This is a genomic window from Phyllobacterium sp. 22229 (assembly GCF_052056495.1).
Classification (GTDB): Bacteria; Pseudomonadota; Alphaproteobacteria; order Rhizobiales; family Rhizobiaceae; genus Phyllobacterium; species Phyllobacterium myrsinacearum.
The window spans coordinates 38,421-54,174 of sequence record NZ_JBQEPA010000011.1 but is presented as its reverse complement, the minus strand read 5'-3'; the positions used below and the strand labels follow the sequence as shown (position 1 = coordinate 54,174).

Below are 15,754 nucleotides of genomic sequence, written 5' to 3'. Positions count from 1 at the left end.
TTGAAAGGATTAAAAGTTCAAATTGAAATTCAAATTTGACATAATGCACGGGCGGCCTGTATGATGGCGCATGAGCAAAATTCTTCGCATTCTCATTCCGCTGATCCTCATTGCCGGCCTTGGCGGCGCGGCCTGGTGGTATTATCGCCCCTCGTCCGGCAATGACGCACTGACGCTGTACGGCAATGTCGACCTGCGGCAGGCATCGCTTGCCTTCAACGGATCGGAGCGGATTGCCGAGGTGCTGGCCGAAGAAGGCGATGTGGTGGGCAAGGGCCAGGTGCTGGCGCGGCTCGATACCAGCCGCCTTGCCCCGCAGGTGCAGCAGGCGGAGGCAACGGTTGCCGCCCAGCAGGCCGCGCTGCTCCAGCTGAAAAATGGCAGCCGGCCCGAGGAAATCGCCCAGGCACGCGCCAATCTGGCGTCGGCGCAGGCCGATGCGCTGAACGCCAAGGCGCAGTTCGAGCGCCAGAGCGTACTGACGGCGAATGCCACCGCCAGCAAGCAGGACCTTGATACGGCGCGCGCGGCGGCAGCGGTTGCCAACGCCAAGGTGGACGTGGCGCAAAGTGCGCTGGCGCTGGCCATCGCCGGGCCGCGCGTCGAGGAAATCAGCCAGAGCGAGGCGCAGTTGCGCGGCAGCGAGGCGCAACTGGCGCTCATGCGACAGCAGCTTGCCGATGCGCAGCTGTTTGCGCCATTTGACGGCGTCGTGCGCTCGCGGCTGATGGAACCGGGCGAGATCGCAGCGCCCGGCAAGCCGGTGTTTTCACTGGCAACGCGTGGCACGAAATGGGTGCGCGCCTATGTCTCCGAAACCAATCTCGGCCATCTGCGCCCCGGCATGTCGGCCAGGATCACCACGGACAGTTTTCCCGATCAGCCGCTGGACGGCTGGGTTGGCTTCATCTCGCCGGTGGCGGAGTTCACCCCGAAAACGGTGGAGACGACGGACCTGCGCACCAGCCTCGTCTATGAGGTGCGTGTCTTTGTCGAGGACCGCAAGGATGTGCTGCGGCTCGGCATGCCCGCCACTGTGCAACTGCTGCCGGAGGCCGCGCCGCACACGGCGGCACCCGAAGCGGACACAAAACCATGACCGCCGCCGCGCCAGCCTCCCCCGTCACGGCGCGGTCCATCCACAAGACGTTCCACCGCGATACCGGCGAAACGGTCAAGGCGCTCGACGATGTCTCGTTTGAAGCGAGGCACGGGACGGTGACCGCCCTTGTCGGGCCCGACGGCGCGGGCAAGACGACGGTCCTGCGCCTGATGGCCGGGCTGATGGCGGCGGAAAGCGGCGAACTCGCGGTGCTCGGCATCGATGTCGCCGCCGATCCGCAGGCGGTGCAGAACCGTATCGGCTACATGCCGCAGAAATTCGGGCTCTATGAGGATCTGAGCGTCCAGCAAAATCTCGATCTTTATGCGGAGCTGCATGGCATCACCCCGGACCAGCGCCGCGAGATTTATCCGCGGCTGATGGACATGACCAATCTTGGCCGCTTCACCGACCGGCTGGCGGGAAAGCTCTCCGGCGGCATGAAGCAGAAGCTCGGCCTTGCCTGTACGCTGGTGCGCTCGCCCGAGCTGCTGCTGCTCGACGAGCCGACCGTCGGCGTCGATCCGCTGTCGCGGCGGGAATTGTGGGAGATCGTGCTCAAACTGGTGCGCGAAGACGGCCTGACGGTCATCGTCAGCACCTCCTATCTCGACGAAGCCGAGTTCTGCGACCATGCGGTCGTCATGCATCTGGGCAAGGTGCTGGCGCAGGGCAAGCCCGACGAGATCACCGCCCGCGCGAAAGGCAATGTGTTCATCGCCGCGCCGCAGGACGGCATGAATGCCCGCTCGCTGCAGGCGCGGCTTTTCCGCCATGACGGCGTGGTGGATGCCGTGCCGGAGGCAGGCAAGGTGCGCATCGTCCGGCAGCCGGGTTTCAAGGGTAAACTCAGCATCGACGGCCGGCCGGTGGCACTGACCGCAACGCCGCCGCGCTTCGAGGACGGCTTCATGGTGCTGTTCAGCGCCGTGGCGGGCGAAGGCCATTCCAGCAGCCTGGAGCTGCGGCGCTCGGCAGACCCGGCACGCAGGGACGAAATCTCCGTCGAAGTGCATGATCTCGTGCGCATGTTCGGCGATTTTGCCGCCGTGAACCACGTCAGTTTCCAGGTGAAGCGCGGCGAGATCTATGGGCTGCTCGGCCCGAACGGCGCGGGCAAGAGCACGACATTCCGCATGCTGTGCGGACTGATTCCTGCAACCAGTGGAACATTGCGGGTTGCAGGCGCGGATTTGCGTACGGCGCGGGCGCAAGCGCGGCAGAATCTGGGCTATGTCGCGCAGAAATTCTCGCTCTATGGCGACCTCTCGGTGGACGAGAACCTGGATTTCTTCGCCAGCGCCTATGGCCTGCGCGGTGCGAAAAAGCGCGAGCGCATCGACTGGTCCAAGCAGCAGTTTGAACTCGGTGAACTGGCGACACTGCCGAGCGGCCAGTTGCCCGGCGGGTTCAAGCAGCGGCTGGCCATGGCCGCTGCGCTGTTGCACGAACCGGATATCCTGTTCCTCGACGAGGCGACGAGCGGTGCCGATCCCCTCGCCCGGCGCGAATTCTGGGGGCGCATCACCGCGCTGTCGGAACAGGGCGTGACGGTCATCGTCACCACCCATTTCATGGAGGAAGCGGAATATTGCGACCGGATCATGATCATGGACGCCGGGCGCAACCTTGCCGAGGGAACGCCCGCCGACATTCGCGCCCACGCCAAGCCGCAGGCCGGACGCGAGCCGAACATGGAGGATGCGTTCATCGCCATTGTCGAGGAATCGCGCAGCGCCGCTGAAGCAAGGGGCAAGGCCGCATGAGCACGCCCGCCCCGGTCCAGCATCATGGCAGCCTGCGGCGCATTCTGGCGCTGGTGCGCAAGGAATCCTGGCAGGTGATCCGCGATCCCAGCAGCATTGCGGTCGGCATCGTCATGCCGATGATGCTGCTGATCCTGTTCGGCTACGGCCTGTCGTTCGATCTGAAGAACCTGCCGGTCGCCCTTGTCATGGAAGAGAATTCGGCAGAGGCGCGCGGCGCGGTGTCGGGGTTCGAGCTTTCGGACTATTTCCAGACCCATCCGGTCAAGACCATGGCGGAAGCCGAGCGGCTGCTCAAGGACAAGACCGTCAGCGGCATCGTGCGCATTCCGCCGCAATTTGCCCGAAACGTTGCGCTGGGCAATGGCGACATCCAGATTGTCGTCAACGGCACCGACGCCAATACGGCACGCATCTCGCTGGCCTATGCGCAAGGGGCGGTTGCCACGTGGCTGGCGCGGCAGGCGGCGGAAGGCAGGATCACAGGCAATGGCGCTTCCGTGGATATACAGACACGTCTCTGGTTCAACGAAGCCAATGAAAGCAGCTATTTCCTCGTACCGGGGCTGATCGTGCTGGTCATGACGCTGATCGGCGCGCTCCTGACCGCGCTCGTCATGGCACGGGAGTGGGAGCGCGGCACTTTCGAAGCCCTGTTCGTTACACCGGTGCGGCCGGTCGAAATCCTGCTCGGCAAGATCATTCCCTATTTCATTCTCGGCATGCTCGGGCTGGCATTGTCCGTTGCCGGCAGCCAGATCCTGTTCCATGTGCCGCTGCGCGGCTCACTGTGGATACTCGTCATCGTCTCGATGCTCTATCTGATCGTGGCGCTCGGCATCGGCCTGTTGATCTCGTCGGTGACCAAGAGCCAATTCGTCGCCAGTCAGGTCACCCTCGTCGTCACCTTCCTGCCTGCAATGATGCTGTCCGGCTTCATGTTCGACATCCGCAGCATGCCACTCGTCATCCAGTGCATCACTTATATTTTCCCTGGCCGCTATTTCGTCAGCGTGCTGCAGACCCTGTTTCTCGCCGGCGATATCTGGGGAGTGATCCTGCCCAACGCCGCGGTGCTCGCGGTGATGGCAACGGTGCTGATGGCCGCGTCCGTGCGGGCAACACGCAAGAAACTCGGGTAAGGCAGCCATGATCCAGTCGCTCTTCCGCATCATCGCCCTTATCCGCAAGGAACTGCTGGCCATGTTGAAAGACCCCAAGAGCCGCATCGTTTTGGTGGTTCCGCCCATCATGCAATGCCTCGTCTTCGGCTATGCCGCAAGCTACGACCTCAACGATGTGCCCTACGCCCTTCTCGATCATGATCACAGCGCCGCCTCCATCGCGCTGGCCGCACGGTTCGATGGTTCCGCCACCTTCACCCGTGTGGCGACGCTGCAGCGGACAGGCGATATCGCCGGTTACATCAACAACAGGCGCGTTCTATTGGTGCTCGTCATCGATCAGGATTTTGAAAAGAACCTGATGGCCGGAAAACCCGCCCAGTTGCAGGTTATCGCCGACGGGCGCAATTCCAACACGGCGGGCACGGCGCAGGGCTATGTCAGCGCCATCGTGACCGATTTCACCCATCGCTGGCGCGCGGAGAACGGCCAGGCCGCCAATACCGGAATCACCGTGACGACACGCGCCTGGTACAATCCGAGCCTGGAAACGCGCTGGAACATGATCCCGTCGCTGATCGGCACCATCACCATGATGATGACGATGATGCTGACGGCCATGTCCGTGGCGCGCGAGCGGGAGGCGGGCACGCTCGACCAGTTGCTGGTGACGCCCTTCCGCCCCTCCGAAATCATGGTGGGCAAGGCCCTGCCGTCGATGATGGTGGGAACCACCCAGGCGACGCTCATCCTACTCGTCGCGCAGCTGTGGTTCCAGATCCCCTTCGCCGGTTCCTACCTCATCCTCTATATGGGATTGATCCTGTTTCTGGCGGCGGCAGTCGGCATCGGGCTTTTCCTGTCATCGCTGGCCGCCAACATGCAGCAGGCGATGATCTTCTCCTTCGTGCTCCTGATGCCGTTCATGCTGCTGTCGGGCCTGACAGCCCCCATCGGCAACATGCCGGATATCCTGCAGTATTTCACGCTGATCAATCCGCTGCGCTATGCCATCAGCATCACGCATCAGGTCTATCTGGAAGGCGCGAGCATTCGCCAGCTCCTGCCGGAAATGCTGGCGCTCATCGGCATTTCGGTGGTGACACTGCCGGTTTCGTCGTGGCTGTTCCGCCACCGTCTGGTTTAGGTGCTTTAGCCAGGCCAGCAGCGCATGGCGATATCAATCAGCCTGTAAAGCTCTTCCCGCGCGGTTCCGCTCGATGCCTGTACCGCGGTACCTTGGGATATGGTCATGATGAACCGGGCGATGTCTTCCGCATCGCACTCGGTTTTGAGGTCACCCTCGCGCTTCGCCCGGGCAAAACGCCGCGCCAGCGCCTTCTGGCCCATATTGCGCTTTTCGATGATGGTCTTCTGGATGGCGGCGGCGGCATCGCTGCAGCCCATGGCCGCATTGATTCCCAGGCACCCCGAGGGGTTGCAATCGCAGGTCTGCGCATCGGCAAAGCCGTGCAGAATATCCATGGCGACGGTGCGCGCATCCGGCTGTTCCAGCGCTTTCCAGAAAAACGCCATGTAATTCTGCTCATAGCGCTCGAGCGCCATGCGGAACAGTTCTTCCTTGTTGCCGAAGGCGCCGTAGAGGCTTGGCTTGGTGATACCCATGCCGTCGGTCAGGTCTGTGATGGATGTGCCCTCGTAGCCCTTGCGCCAAAAAAGTTCGAGCGCAGTCTGCAGTGCCTCATCGGCATCAAATTCCCTCGGCCGTCCCATGGACAAGACTCCCTAGAAGAAATATACCGCTCGGTATAAAATCCAATTGACAGCCGCTGTACCGCAGCCTTATATCTCGTTTTATACCGATCGGTATCGATCGTCAACGATCGAATTTGGTTTAGCCACTCCCAATGGCGATACAACTTTCAAAGCAGGATGACCACGATGTCAATCAGCACTTATAAAAGATCACTCTATGCCGGCGGCTTTATTGTGGCGCTCGCAGCCGCGGGCTCCACCCAGCTGTTCGACCTTGGCAAGAGCCATGCCGAAACCAGCAAACAGGCTGCTCCCGTTGCAACCCCGGTTTCCGTTGCCATTGTCCAGCCGAAGCTCATCACCCGGTGGAGCGAATTCTCCGGACGTCTCGAAGCCATTGACCATGTCGAGCTGCGCTCGCGCGTCGCCGGGGCGATCCAGTCCGTCGCTTTCAAGGAAGGCGCTCTGGTCAAGCAGGGCGACCTTCTCGTCAAGATCGATCCGGCGCCCTATGAAGCAGAGGTCGCCCGGGCAAAGGCCGCCGTCAGCGCCGCCGAATCAAAACTGTCCTTCGCCAAGAACGAACTGGAACGCGGCAAGCGCCTGATTGATTCGCGCACCGTGTCCCAGAGCGATTATGACCAGCGCAGCAATGTGCAGAGCGGCGCTCAGGCCGATCTCGAAGCCGCTCAGGCCGGTCTCAAGACCGCCATGCTCAACCTCGGTTACACCGAAATCCGCGCACCCATCAGCGGGCGCGTCGGCCGCATCGAAATCACCGCAGGCAATCTGATCGCCTCCGGCCCCAGCTCGCCGCTTTTGACCACCATCGTCTCGATCAGCCCGATCTATGCCAGCTTCGAAGCCAATGAGAACACCGTGGCCCAGGCGCTTGCCGACCTGCCGCAGGGTCTCAACAGCCGCGATTTCTCCGACCGCATCCCCGTCGTCATGGACGTTTACGGCCAGAGCGACGTGAAGGGCAAGCTGCAGCTGATCAACAACAGCGTCGATGTCGCCAGCGGCACGGTCAAGGTGCGGGCGGTGTTTGACAATGCGGACGGCAAGTTCATGCCGGGCCAGTTTGCCAAGCTACGCATGGGCACGGCCAATGAGAAGCAGGAGCTGCTTGTCGATGAAAAGGCCGTCGGCACCGACCAGAGCAAGAAGTTCGTCATGGTGGTCAACGACAAGAACATCGTCGAATACCGCGAGATTTCGCTCGGGGCACCGGCAGAAGGCCTGCGTATCGTCACCAGCGGCCTGCAGCCGGAGGAAAAGATCGTCGTCAACGGCCTGCAGCGGATTCGTCCCGGTTCGCTCGTCGCTCCTGAAATGGTCGCCATGGGCGCTGCAGCGCACAATTTGCAGGCCTTGGCCACCGATCCGGCCAAGACACAACAGTAATCGCATCAAAGCCCCGCAACGGGCAGGCGGATAGTGATATGAATATCTCCAATTTCTTCATCGACCGCCCGGTCTTCGCGGGCGTTCTGTCTTTCGTGATTTTCCTTGGCGGCCTGATCGCGCTGACGGCCATGCCGGTTTCGGAATATCCGGATGTCGTGCCGCCATCCATCGTGGTGCGGGCGCAATATCCGGGTGCCAACCCGAAGGTCATTGCCGAAACCGTGGCGACGCCCATCGAGGAACAAATCAACGGCGTCGAAGGCATGCTCTATATGGGCAGCCAGGCGACGACGGACGGCCAGATGACCCTGACCGTGACCTTCGCCATCGGCACCGACCCCGACAAGGCACAGCAGCTGGTGCAGAACCGCGTGTCGCAGGCCGAACCCCGCCTGCCCCAGGAGGTGCGCAGCCTCGGCATCACCACGGTGAAGAGTTCACCGGACCTGATGCTGGTGGTCAATCTCATCTCGCCCAACAACCGCTATGACATCACCTATCTGCGCAATTACGCGCTGATTAACATCAAGGACCGGCTCGCCCGCATCAATGGTGTCGGCGACGTGCAGCTGTTCGGTTCGGGCGACTATTCCATGCGCGTGTGGCTCGATCCGCAGAAAACAGCGGAACTCGGCCTTTCGGCAACGGATGTCCTCAACGAAATCCGGGCGCAGAACGTCCAGGCCGCCGCCGGCGTCATCGGCGCCTCGCCCAGCCCCAACGGCGTCGACCTGCAATTGTCGGTCAATGCGCAGGGCCGCCTGCAGACCGAGGAAGAATTCGGCCAGATCATCGTGAAGACCGCTGCCAATGGCGCCATCACGCATCTGCGCGATATCGCCCGCATCGAGCTTGGCGCTGCCCAGTATTCCCTGCGCTCGCTGCTCGACAACAAGCAGGCCGTCGCCATCCCCGTTTTCCAGGCGCCGGGCTCCAATGCCATCCAGATCGCCGACCAGGTGCGTGCGGTCATGGACGAGATGAAGCTGACCATGCCGGAAGGCGTCAGCTACGAGATCGTCTATGATACGACGCAGTTCGTCCGTGCTTCCATCGAGGCCGTCGTGCATACGCTGCTGGAAGCCGTGGTGCTCGTCGTTCTCGTGGTCATCCTGTTCCTGCAGACATGGCGCGCCTCGATCATTCCGCTGATTGCGGTTCCAATCTCGATCATCGGCACATTCGCCGTCATGCATCTCTTCGGCTTCTCGGTGAATGCGCTGAGCCTGTTCGGCCTCGTGCTTGCCATCGGTATCGTCGTGGATGACGCCATCGTGGTGGTGGAGAACGTCGAGCGCAACATCGAAAACGGCCTGGCGCCACGCGCGGCGACCGTTCAGGCAATGCGCGAAGTGTCGGGTCCGATCATCGCCATCGCGCTGGTGCTGGTGGCGGTTTTCGTGCCGCTGGCCTTCATCAGCGGCCTGACCGGGCAATTCTACCGCCAGTTCGCGCTGACCATTGCCATCTCGACCGTCATCTCCGCCTTCAACTCGCTGACCCTGTCCCCGGCCCTCGCCGCCCTGCTTCTGAAGGGCCATGACGAGCCGAAGGATGCGCTGACGCGGTTCATGGACAAGACGCTGGGCTGGCTGTTCCGCGGCTTCAATGCGGTGTTCACGCGCGGCGCCAACGGCTACAGCCGCGGCGTGACCGCGGTCATCTCGCGCAAAACGGTGATGATGGGCATCTATATCCTGCTGATCGGCGCGACGGCCTTCATGTTCAAGAGTGTTCCCGGCGGGTTCGTGCCGCCGCAGGACAAGCAGTATCTCGTCGGCTTCACCCAGCTGCCGGATGGTGCAACGCTTGACCGCACGGAAGCTGTCGTTCGCCGCATCGGTGACATCGCCCTGAAGATTCCGGGCGTGCAGAGCACCATTGCCTTCCCCGGCCTGTCGATCAACGGCTTCACCAACAGCTCCAATGCCGGTATCGTCTTTGTCTCGCTCAAGCCATTCGAGGAGCGCAAGACGCCGGACCTGAGCGCCGGTGCGATTGCCAAGGCGCTGAACATGCAGTTGTTCGGCATCAAGGAATCGTTCAGTGCCGTGTTCCCGCCGCCACCCGTGCAGGGCCTGGGCGCCATTGGCGGCTTCAAGTTCCAGATCGAGGACCGCAATGGCCTCGGCTATCAGGCGCTGGACGATGCCACCAAGGCATTCCTTGCCAAGGCGGCCACCGCTCCGGAACTCACCGGCCTGTTCTCCAGCTATCAGATCAATGTTCCTCAGCTTTACGCCGATGTGGACCGTGCCAAGGCACGCCAGCTCAACGTTTCGCTGCCGGAAATCTTCAACACGCTGCAGATCTATCTCGGTTCCGTCTATGTCAACGACTTCAACAAGTTCGGCCGCACCTATTCGGTCCGCATGCAGGCCGATTCCGGCTTCCGGGCGAAGGCGGAAGACATTGGCGACCTGAAGGTCCGCTCGGGGTCGGGTGAAATGATCCCGCTATCGGCCCTGCTCAAGGTGGAGTCGAGCGCTGGACCCGACCGCGCCATGCGTTACAACGGCTTCCTTGCCGCCGATGTGAACGGCAACGCAGCGCCTGGTTTCTCTTCCGGACAGGCGCGTGCTGCCGTCGAACGCATCGCCGCCGAGACCTTCCCGGCCGGCATCGGCTATGAATGGACGGAGCTGACCTATCAGGAGATCATTGCCGGCAATTCCGCCTATCTGATCTTCCCGCTGTCGATCCTGCTGGTGTTCCTGGTGCTGTCGGCCCAATACGAAAGCCTGTCCCTGCCGCTGTCGATCATCATGATCGTTCCGCTCGGTTTGCTTGCCGCCCTCTTCGGCGTCTGGCTGACGGCCGGTGACAACAACGTCTTCACACAGATCGGGCTGATCGTGCTTGTGGGTCTCTCCGCCAAAAATGCCATCCTGATCGTGGAATTCGCGCGGGAACTGGAGTTCGCGGGATCGACGCCGTTCAAGGCGGTGATCGAAGCCAGCCGCCTGCGGCTGCGCCCGATCCTGATGACCTCGCTTGCCTTCATCATGGGCGTGGTTCCGCTGGTCACGTCGACAGGTGCAGGTTCGGAAATGCGCAGCGCCATGGGCGTGGCGGTATTCTCGGGCATGATCGGCGTGACGCTGTTCGGCCTGTTCATGACACCGGTCTTCTACGTGCTCGTTCGCGCGATGACCGGCAACCGGCCGCTCAAGCATGCGAGTCAGGGAAGCCACTTCGATGGCGAATCGGGCCACAATTCGGCCACGGTTCATCCCGCCCCGGTTCCGGCCGAGTAGAAAAAACACGCGCGGTGCGCAGGTTTTCCCGCCTGTGCACCGCGCGAATCAAGTCACTGAAACCACATTGTTTTCTTCGGCATTGACCGGCAAAAACCCCACTGAATGGGCCGTTCACAAAGACGTTTGGCACCGGAAAGCGCTTTTTGGGGTGACAAAAAGTTTCAAACTGTTACAGTTGCGTGACCAAGCCGACTATCGGCACTGACGAGCATGACCGGGTTTCGCGTTCCGCGGAGGTCGTTTAAATCAGGAGCAGACTTTGACAAGCGTTGCACCAGCCAATGACAACAGAAAGATCAGCGACGGGTTCTTCCCTCTGGTCGTGTTCCTTGTGGTCACCGAAATCGCAGCCACGGTGCTGCTGACTTTGCCAAATTGGTATTGAAACCCAAACCGGCGGAAACCAACATGTCCATCCTGCCCCTGCTGGCAGGAATGATCATTATCGTGATGCTCGCCGGGGTCCTCGTCATCTGATTGAGCCTTCTTTTTCAGGGTATTTCGTTTATCCGGCAATTCCTCCATGCAATCAATCAATTGGGATAACACGGGCGGGTGCTCTGTGATAATCTCGGTGCATTGAATTGATTTGGTCGCCGTCTTTCACCTCATAACGGCGACATGGAGAGCCCGATGAAACGTGCAACCTGTTCCGTGTTGCTTCTCATTCTGTTCGTTGCCGGATGCCAGACCATTACCCCGGAAGAGCGCCGCGCCATCGATGGCCGGACCTGTTCGTCCTATGGTTTCAAGCGAGGAACGGACGCCTTTTCCCGCTGCCTGCTCGACCTGGAGCTGGACCGCCGCGCCACAAACCGGGCCCAATTCGACGACATGCGGTTCAATTCGCCACCCCTGATTATCTATGGGGGCCGCCATTACCGCTGGTAAGATATAAACAGGGACAGCGATGTCCCTTGACGGGTTTTGAAACTTCACGAAAAGGTCGTGAACTCTTTTGGCACCCGTCAAAACACAGACGAATCAAAAAGGACAATATTGATGCGAAGCCTGTTTTTTGCCGTAGCGGTGGCTGCGGGTCTTTTTGCTGCTGAAAGCCAGGCACAAGGTACGCCCAATGCCACTGCCCCCGGTGCCAACACCCCGAGTGCCACTGCGCCAGGCGCCAATGCCCAGGCCACACGCTCCCGCGCCGAACAGGATGCCATGTCCACGCGCATCCGCAAGAACCGCCCCGCCAAGCGGACCTATGCGCGCGAGGAGAGCCGGCGGCAGCTGACGGCGGAATATAATCGCCGCGCCCGGGTTTTCGGCCGGGCCAGCGCCGACCGCTGGCTGGCGACCCAGCGCCCCTGACCACCATTGCTTCCTGCGCATCTGCCGGCCTCCCGCCGGCGGATTTTTTGTGTTGCCGGCCCGTCTTGACAAAGGCCGCCCGTTCGCACGACTATTGCCGGGCTGCGTAGGGCGCATCGGCACGAGGCCGAAAGGGCAATGCCCGCCTGCGTCAATTGACAACAGATGCGCCAATGCCGAACCTCGAAAACCTCAGAAAGCAAGCCAAGCAGTATCTGCGCTGGCATCGTGAACGGTATCATCCCGTTGCCGCCGAAATCCGGGCCGCCCTGCCGCGGTTCCGGCATCTCGATGACAATGATGTGCTGGATGGGCCATTCAGGCTCAGCGATGCGCAGGAACTTGTGGCACGCCAGCGGGGTTTCGAAGGGTGGCAGGCGCTCCTATCAGGAGCCCAGACCATGAGCACACCCAGCCAACAACCCGCGCCGCGCGCCGTCCTCAGTTCCATCGCTGCCCAGCTTTTCGTCGCCGATATCCAGCGGTCATGCGACTTCTATACCGGCAAGCTCGGCTTCGCCGTTGATTTCCTCTATGGCGAACCACCCTTCTACGGACAGCTCGGCCGCGACCGGGCCAAGCTTGCCTTGCGGCTGGTCTGCGAGCCCGTCTTTAACGGCGATATCCGCAGCCGGGAACATCTGCTTTCCGCCGCCATCGCCGTCGACAGCGCCGCCGAGATCAAGCAGCTCTTTCTCGATTTCCAGGCGGCGGGCGTGTCCTTTCACCAGACGCTGAAGAAGGAACCGTGGGGCGCGCGAAACTTCATCGTGTCCGACCCGGACGGCAACCTCATTCTGTTTGCCGGCCCGGCAGACTGAGCGGCGGGATGGCCTGCTCCACATATCCCGGCATTTTCACGGCTTGTTGTCTTGTCAGCGCCGGATTCCTGTGGATGTAAGGAGCCATCTGATCAGGGAAAAGCAGCGGCGTGAGCAAGTTTCCATGGAATGACCGGGCAGGAAAACTGTCGGCCATCAAAATCGCAGCCCTCCTTGCTGCCTTTATCCCCCTGGTGTTCATCACCACGGGCTATAAGGTCAATATTCTCGGACCGCGGCCCATCACGGAAGCCATCCACCAGACCGGTGACTGGGCGATCCGCTTTTTCCTGATCTCGCTCGCCATAACGCCGCTGCGCCATATCACCCGCTGGAACAGGCTTATCCTGATCCGGCGCATCCTTGGCCTCACCGCCCTCGCCTATGCGGCCCTGCATTTTTCGCTCTATATCGCCGACCAGAACGGCAATCTGCTGCGGGTGGCCAGCGAGATCTGGCTGCGCATCTACCTGTTGATCGGCTTCACCGCATTGCTAGGCCTGGTTGCGCTTGGCGTGACCTCCACCGATGGCATGATCCGCCGCATGGGCAGGAACTGGAACCGGCTGCACGCGCTCGCCTATCCGCTGGCGACGCTCGGCGTCCTGCACTTTTTCATGCAGTCGAAGGCCGATGTCACGCAGGCAACGCTGATGGCGGGTTTTCTCATTGTGCTTCTGCTCTACCGCTTTGCCCATGCGCGGGGGGTTGTCCTGTCTTCGCCGTGGACGCTGCTCGCCATTGCCGTGCTGGCGGCGCTTGCAACCGCGCTGGCCGAATATGCGTGGTTCGCGCTCGCCACCCGAATTCCGCCGATGCGGGTGCTGCTGGCCAACCTTTCCTTCGCCTATTCGATCCGCCCGATGTGGTGGGTGCTGGCGGCGGCGCTGCTTCCGGCCCTATGGGTTGGCATAAAGCCGGTGGCAAACCGGCAGGCGCGCAAACTCAATCCTGTCACACCGAAATAACAGACAGGTTTTGCTTTTCACCGCCGGAAAAAATGCTATCGCTGTGGCCATGGAACCGCAGCTTACACCCCTGATTGAATCGCTCCCCTCCACCGTGCCCTTCGTCGGACCGGAAACACTGGAACGCCAGCGCAACCGGCTGTTCCGCGCCCGGCTTGGCGCCAATGAAAGCGGGTTTGGACCGGCACCATCGGTCATCGCAGCCATGCGCGACGCGGCGCCGGAGGTGTGGAAATATTGCGACCCGGAGAATTTCGACCTGAAAGCGGCACTCGCCGCCCATCTCGCCGTCACCCCGCGCAATATCGTGGTCGGCGAAGGCGTCGACACCCTGCTGGGGCTGACCGTTCGCCAGTATGTGCGCGAGGGAACGCCGGTTGTTACCTCGCTCGGCGCCTATCCCACCTTCAACTTTCACGTGGCCGGGTTCGGCGGGCGGCTTGTGACGGTTCCCTACCGGAATGACCGGGAAGACCTCGATGCCCTGCTGGATGCCGTCATTCGCGAAAAGGCGCCGCTGGTCTATTTCTCCAATCCCGACAACCCCATGGGAACATGGCACGAGGCATCGGAAATCAGCGCCTTCATCGCCGCCCTGCCCGAAACCACCCTGCTGATTCTTGACGAAGCCTATGGCGAGACCGCCCCGGCTTCCGCCCTGCCCGCCATCGACGTCTCGCGGCCCAATGTGCTGCGCATGCGCACCTTCTCCAAAGCCTATGGCCTCGCCGGCATGCGCTGCGGCTACGCCATTGGCGGGGAGCGCCAGATCACCGCCTTCGACAAGATCCGCAACCATTTCGGCATGAACCGCATGGTGCAGATCGCAGCGCTGGCCGCCCTTGCCGATCAACCCTATCTCAATGCGGTGGTAGCGCGGATCATTGCCGGGCGCGACCGCATTGCCGCCATCGCCGCCAGGAACGGCCTCGCTGCCATTCCGTCCGCCACCAATTTCGTCACCATCGATTGCGGACGCGATGGCACCTATGCCGCCAGCGTGCTGAGCGGCCTCATCGAGCGCGACATTTTCGTCCGCAAGCCCATGGCTCCCGTGCTTGACCGCTGCATTCGTGTCAGTGTCGGATTGGACGAGGAACTGGGCCTGTTCGAGGAAAAGCTCACCGAGACACTGGCTGCACTGAAGTAAATCTGGATCGCAGACTGCGAGAGCAGATCAGAACTGCACCGACATGGACTGGAACCGAATATGGCTTTGAATGGCGATACCCGCCCTGGTGATACCAACAGCGGCACCCCACACCGGCACGCGATCAACCGGACATTCGCGGCCCTTGGCGGCCTCATCGGCGCCGCCGGCATCGCCGCCTATGCCGCCGCCGCACACAGCGCCAGCGCCCATATGAGCACGATTGCCCCCATCCTGTTCATCCATGCCCCGGCTTTCCTCGCCCTTGCAATCCTGGCGAAAATCAGCCGCGCGGCCTATGGCGGCGGCCTCGCGCTTTTGCTCGGCCTCATCCTGTTCATCGGTGATCTCGCTTCCCGCGACATCACCGGCGACCGCCTGTTCCCCTACGCCGCGCCTGCAGGCGGCACACTGCTCATCCTTGGCTGGCTGCTCATCGCCGCCACGGGTCTCCGGGCCCTCGATTTCAAGCGGTAATAATCGCCTGTCTGTCCGCGCTCAACCTGGCCGAGCCGGGCAGATCACGTCGTCCCCTTCAGCCTGGCATTGCAAAGCTTGTAGTAACCACCGCCTTTCTCGATCCAGCGCATGCCGCCGAGTGTGTTGTTGTCCTTGTTGATGTGATACTGCTCCAGGCACGTATGCATACGCGCCCTGGCCGGTTTCTCCGCCGCGAACTTGCTTGAGACAGCGCTTGGAAACACCGGCGACTTCGTCACCCCGGCCGTCTCGCTGCCCTTTGGCGCGGCCTGCGTACCGGCCCCCTGCGCCTCATCCGCCGCCGCCGCAAATGGCGCTTTCGCGCATTCCTCCTTGCGGAATTCGTTCCAGCTTTTCGCGCTGCCCGCCGCTTGTGCGGCTTTGTACTTTGCGCTGCATTCCTTCATTGAAACAGCCTGCGCCGGCACACCCCCTGCCAGCAGAACAATTGCAGCGGCCAGCGCAGGCAACAGATGTTTGAATTCTCGACCAACCATGGATTTCAACTCTCAGTCTTTTGAAAAACGCTATTCAATCAAAGGCATAGTGAAGACTGGCAAAGGCATAGTGAAGACTGGCAATAAACTGAATCTACCCGATTTTGCGCCGCGCCACCACCAGGCGCCTCTCATCACTTCGT

15 protein-coding genes are annotated in these 15,754 nt (G+C 61.6%); 12 read left to right on the top strand and 3 right to left on the bottom strand.

All coding sequences use genetic code 11. From position 1 onward, the window contains the following. Nucleotides 1–70 precede the first annotated feature (70 nt). From ACTJJ7_RS14670 to ACTJJ7_RS14655, 4 genes are read left to right on the top strand one after another with little or no spacing between them, the layout of a single operon-like run. Complete coding sequence (locus ACTJJ7_RS14670) at nucleotides 71–1,099, top strand: HlyD family efflux transporter periplasmic adaptor subunit (protein WP_440967708.1); 1,029 nt, start codon at nucleotides 71–73, stop codon at nucleotides 1,097–1,099. Continuing rightward, nucleotides 1,096–2,868, top strand: a complete 1,773-nt coding sequence (locus ACTJJ7_RS14665) for an ATP-binding cassette domain-containing protein (RefSeq protein WP_440967706.1) — start codon at nucleotides 1,096–1,098, stop codon at nucleotides 2,866–2,868. The genes ACTJJ7_RS14670 and ACTJJ7_RS14665 overlap by 4 nt, the downstream gene beginning before the upstream one ends. Beyond that, the gene (locus ACTJJ7_RS14660) at nucleotides 2,865–4,010 is read left to right on the top strand and encodes an ABC transporter permease (RefSeq protein WP_440967704.1); all 1,146 of its coding nucleotides are present in this window, start codon (nucleotides 2,865–2,867) and stop codon (nucleotides 4,008–4,010) included. The genes ACTJJ7_RS14665 and ACTJJ7_RS14660 overlap by 4 nt, the downstream gene beginning before the upstream one ends. A gap of 7 nt (nucleotides 4,011–4,017) precedes the next feature. Beyond that, nucleotides 4,018–5,139: an ABC transporter permease gene (locus ACTJJ7_RS14655; protein WP_440967702.1), complete on the top strand. Its 1,122-nt coding sequence runs from the start codon at nucleotides 4,018–4,020 to the stop codon at nucleotides 5,137–5,139. A 5-nt stretch (nucleotides 5,140–5,144) separates the two neighbouring features. Here ACTJJ7_RS14655 and ACTJJ7_RS14650 read toward each other — a convergent pair whose 3' ends face one another. Continuing rightward, nucleotides 5,145–5,726 (bottom strand): TetR/AcrR family transcriptional regulator, encoded by a 582-nt coding sequence (locus tag ACTJJ7_RS14650; protein ID WP_105735974.1) that lies wholly within the window; start codon nucleotides 5,724–5,726, stop codon nucleotides 5,145–5,147. Between the two features lie 168 nt (nucleotides 5,727–5,894). Between ACTJJ7_RS14650 and ACTJJ7_RS14645 the strand changes: the two genes are divergently transcribed. Both ACTJJ7_RS14645 and ACTJJ7_RS14640 read left to right on the top strand, forming a co-directional pair. Beyond that, nucleotides 5,895–7,115, top strand: coding sequence for an efflux RND transporter periplasmic adaptor subunit (locus ACTJJ7_RS14645; RefSeq protein WP_130269006.1), 1,221 nt, complete (start codon nucleotides 5,895–5,897; stop codon nucleotides 7,113–7,115). Between the two features lie 38 nt (nucleotides 7,116–7,153). After that, nucleotides 7,154–10,375, top strand: coding sequence for an efflux RND transporter permease subunit (locus tag ACTJJ7_RS14640; RefSeq protein ID WP_105735977.1), 3,222 nt, complete (start codon nucleotides 7,154–7,156; stop codon nucleotides 10,373–10,375). 249 nt (nucleotides 10,376–10,624) lie between these two features. Here ACTJJ7_RS14640 and ACTJJ7_RS14635 read toward each other — a convergent pair whose 3' ends face one another. Further along, the gene (locus ACTJJ7_RS14635; RefSeq protein WP_130502121.1) at nucleotides 10,625–10,903 is read right to left on the bottom strand and encodes a hypothetical protein; all 279 of its coding nucleotides are present in this window, start codon (nucleotides 10,901–10,903) and stop codon (nucleotides 10,625–10,627) included. 108 nt (nucleotides 10,904–11,011) lie between these two features. On the opposite strand from ACTJJ7_RS14635, the gene ACTJJ7_RS14630 reads away from it, so the two are divergent. The 6 genes from ACTJJ7_RS14630 to ACTJJ7_RS14605 all read left to right on the top strand — a co-directional run bounded on the left by ACTJJ7_RS14630 (nucleotide 11,012) and on the right by ACTJJ7_RS14605 (nucleotide 15,111). After that, nucleotides 11,012–11,269 carry a hypothetical protein gene (locus ACTJJ7_RS14630; protein ID WP_105735979.1) on the top strand — a complete coding sequence of 86 codons (258 nt, stop codon included), beginning with the start codon at nucleotides 11,012–11,014 and terminating at the stop codon, nucleotides 11,267–11,269. Between the two features lie 111 nt (nucleotides 11,270–11,380). Beyond that, a complete protein-coding gene (locus ACTJJ7_RS14625) occupies nucleotides 11,381–11,695 on the top strand; it encodes a hypothetical protein (protein ID WP_440967699.1) in 315 nt (104 codons plus the stop codon). Between the two features lie 173 nt (nucleotides 11,696–11,868). After that, nucleotides 11,869–12,516 (top strand): VOC family protein, encoded by a 648-nt coding sequence (locus tag ACTJJ7_RS14620; protein ID WP_440967697.1) that lies wholly within the window; start codon nucleotides 11,869–11,871, stop codon nucleotides 12,514–12,516. 110 nt (nucleotides 12,517–12,626) lie between these two features. Further along, entirely contained in the window at nucleotides 12,627–13,484 is an 858-nt protein-coding gene (locus ACTJJ7_RS14615) for a sulfite oxidase heme-binding subunit YedZ (RefSeq protein WP_440967695.1), read from the top strand. A 49-nt stretch (nucleotides 13,485–13,533) separates the two neighbouring features. Continuing rightward, nucleotides 13,534–14,634, top strand: a complete 1,101-nt coding sequence (locus ACTJJ7_RS14610) for a pyridoxal phosphate-dependent aminotransferase (protein WP_440967693.1) — start codon at nucleotides 13,534–13,536, stop codon at nucleotides 14,632–14,634. A 60-nt stretch (nucleotides 14,635–14,694) separates the two neighbouring features. Next, nucleotides 14,695–15,111 carry a DUF423 domain-containing protein gene (locus ACTJJ7_RS14605; protein WP_440967691.1) on the top strand — a complete coding sequence of 139 codons (417 nt, stop codon included), beginning with the start codon at nucleotides 14,695–14,697 and terminating at the stop codon, nucleotides 15,109–15,111. Nucleotides 15,112–15,155: 44 nt separating this feature from the next. Here the strand turns inward: ACTJJ7_RS14605 and ACTJJ7_RS14600 are convergent, their stop codons facing one another. Then, on the bottom strand, nucleotides 15,156–15,611 hold the full coding sequence (locus ACTJJ7_RS14600; protein ID WP_440967870.1) for a hypothetical protein: 456 nt from the start codon (nucleotides 15,609–15,611) through the stop codon (nucleotides 15,156–15,158). Nucleotides 15,612–15,754: the final 143 nt, after the last annotated feature.

Bases quoted from the DNA above. Each gene is read 5' to 3' on its own strand.
- ACTJJ7_RS14665 (WP_440967706.1), top strand. From the start codon at position 1,096: ATGACCGCCGCCGCGCCAGCCTCCCCCGTCACGGCGCGGTCCATCCAC.
- ACTJJ7_RS14605 (WP_440967691.1), top strand. From the start codon at position 14,695: ATGGCTTTGAATGGCGATACCCGCCCTGGTGATACCAACAGCGGCACC.
- ACTJJ7_RS14635 (WP_130502121.1), bottom strand. From the start codon at position 10,903: ATGGAGGAATTGCCGGATAAACGAAATACCCTGAAAAAGAAGGCTCAA.
- ACTJJ7_RS14660 (WP_440967704.1), top strand. From the start codon at position 2,865: ATGAGCACGCCCGCCCCGGTCCAGCATCATGGCAGCCTGCGGCGCATT.
- ACTJJ7_RS14640 (WP_105735977.1), top strand. From the start codon at position 7,154: ATGAATATCTCCAATTTCTTCATCGACCGCCCGGTCTTCGCGGGCGTT.
- ACTJJ7_RS14630 (WP_105735979.1), top strand. From the start codon at position 11,012: ATGAAACGTGCAACCTGTTCCGTGTTGCTTCTCATTCTGTTCGTTGCC.
- ACTJJ7_RS14620 (WP_440967697.1), top strand. From the start codon at position 11,869: ATGCCGAACCTCGAAAACCTCAGAAAGCAAGCCAAGCAGTATCTGCGC.
- ACTJJ7_RS14670 (WP_440967708.1), top strand. From the start codon at position 71: ATGAGCAAAATTCTTCGCATTCTCATTCCGCTGATCCTCATTGCCGGC.
- ACTJJ7_RS14655 (WP_440967702.1), top strand. From the start codon at position 4,018: ATGATCCAGTCGCTCTTCCGCATCATCGCCCTTATCCGCAAGGAACTG.
- ACTJJ7_RS14600 (WP_440967870.1), bottom strand. From the start codon at position 15,611: ATGGTTGGTCGAGAATTCAAACATCTGTTGCCTGCGCTGGCCGCTGCA.
- ACTJJ7_RS14610 (WP_440967693.1), top strand. From the start codon at position 13,534: ATGGAACCGCAGCTTACACCCCTGATTGAATCGCTCCCCTCCACCGTG.
- ACTJJ7_RS14645 (WP_130269006.1), top strand. From the start codon at position 5,895: ATGTCAATCAGCACTTATAAAAGATCACTCTATGCCGGCGGCTTTATT.
- ACTJJ7_RS14625 (WP_440967699.1), top strand. From the start codon at position 11,381: ATGCGAAGCCTGTTTTTTGCCGTAGCGGTGGCTGCGGGTCTTTTTGCT.
- ACTJJ7_RS14650 (WP_105735974.1), bottom strand. From the start codon at position 5,726: ATGGGACGGCCGAGGGAATTTGATGCCGATGAGGCACTGCAGACTGCG.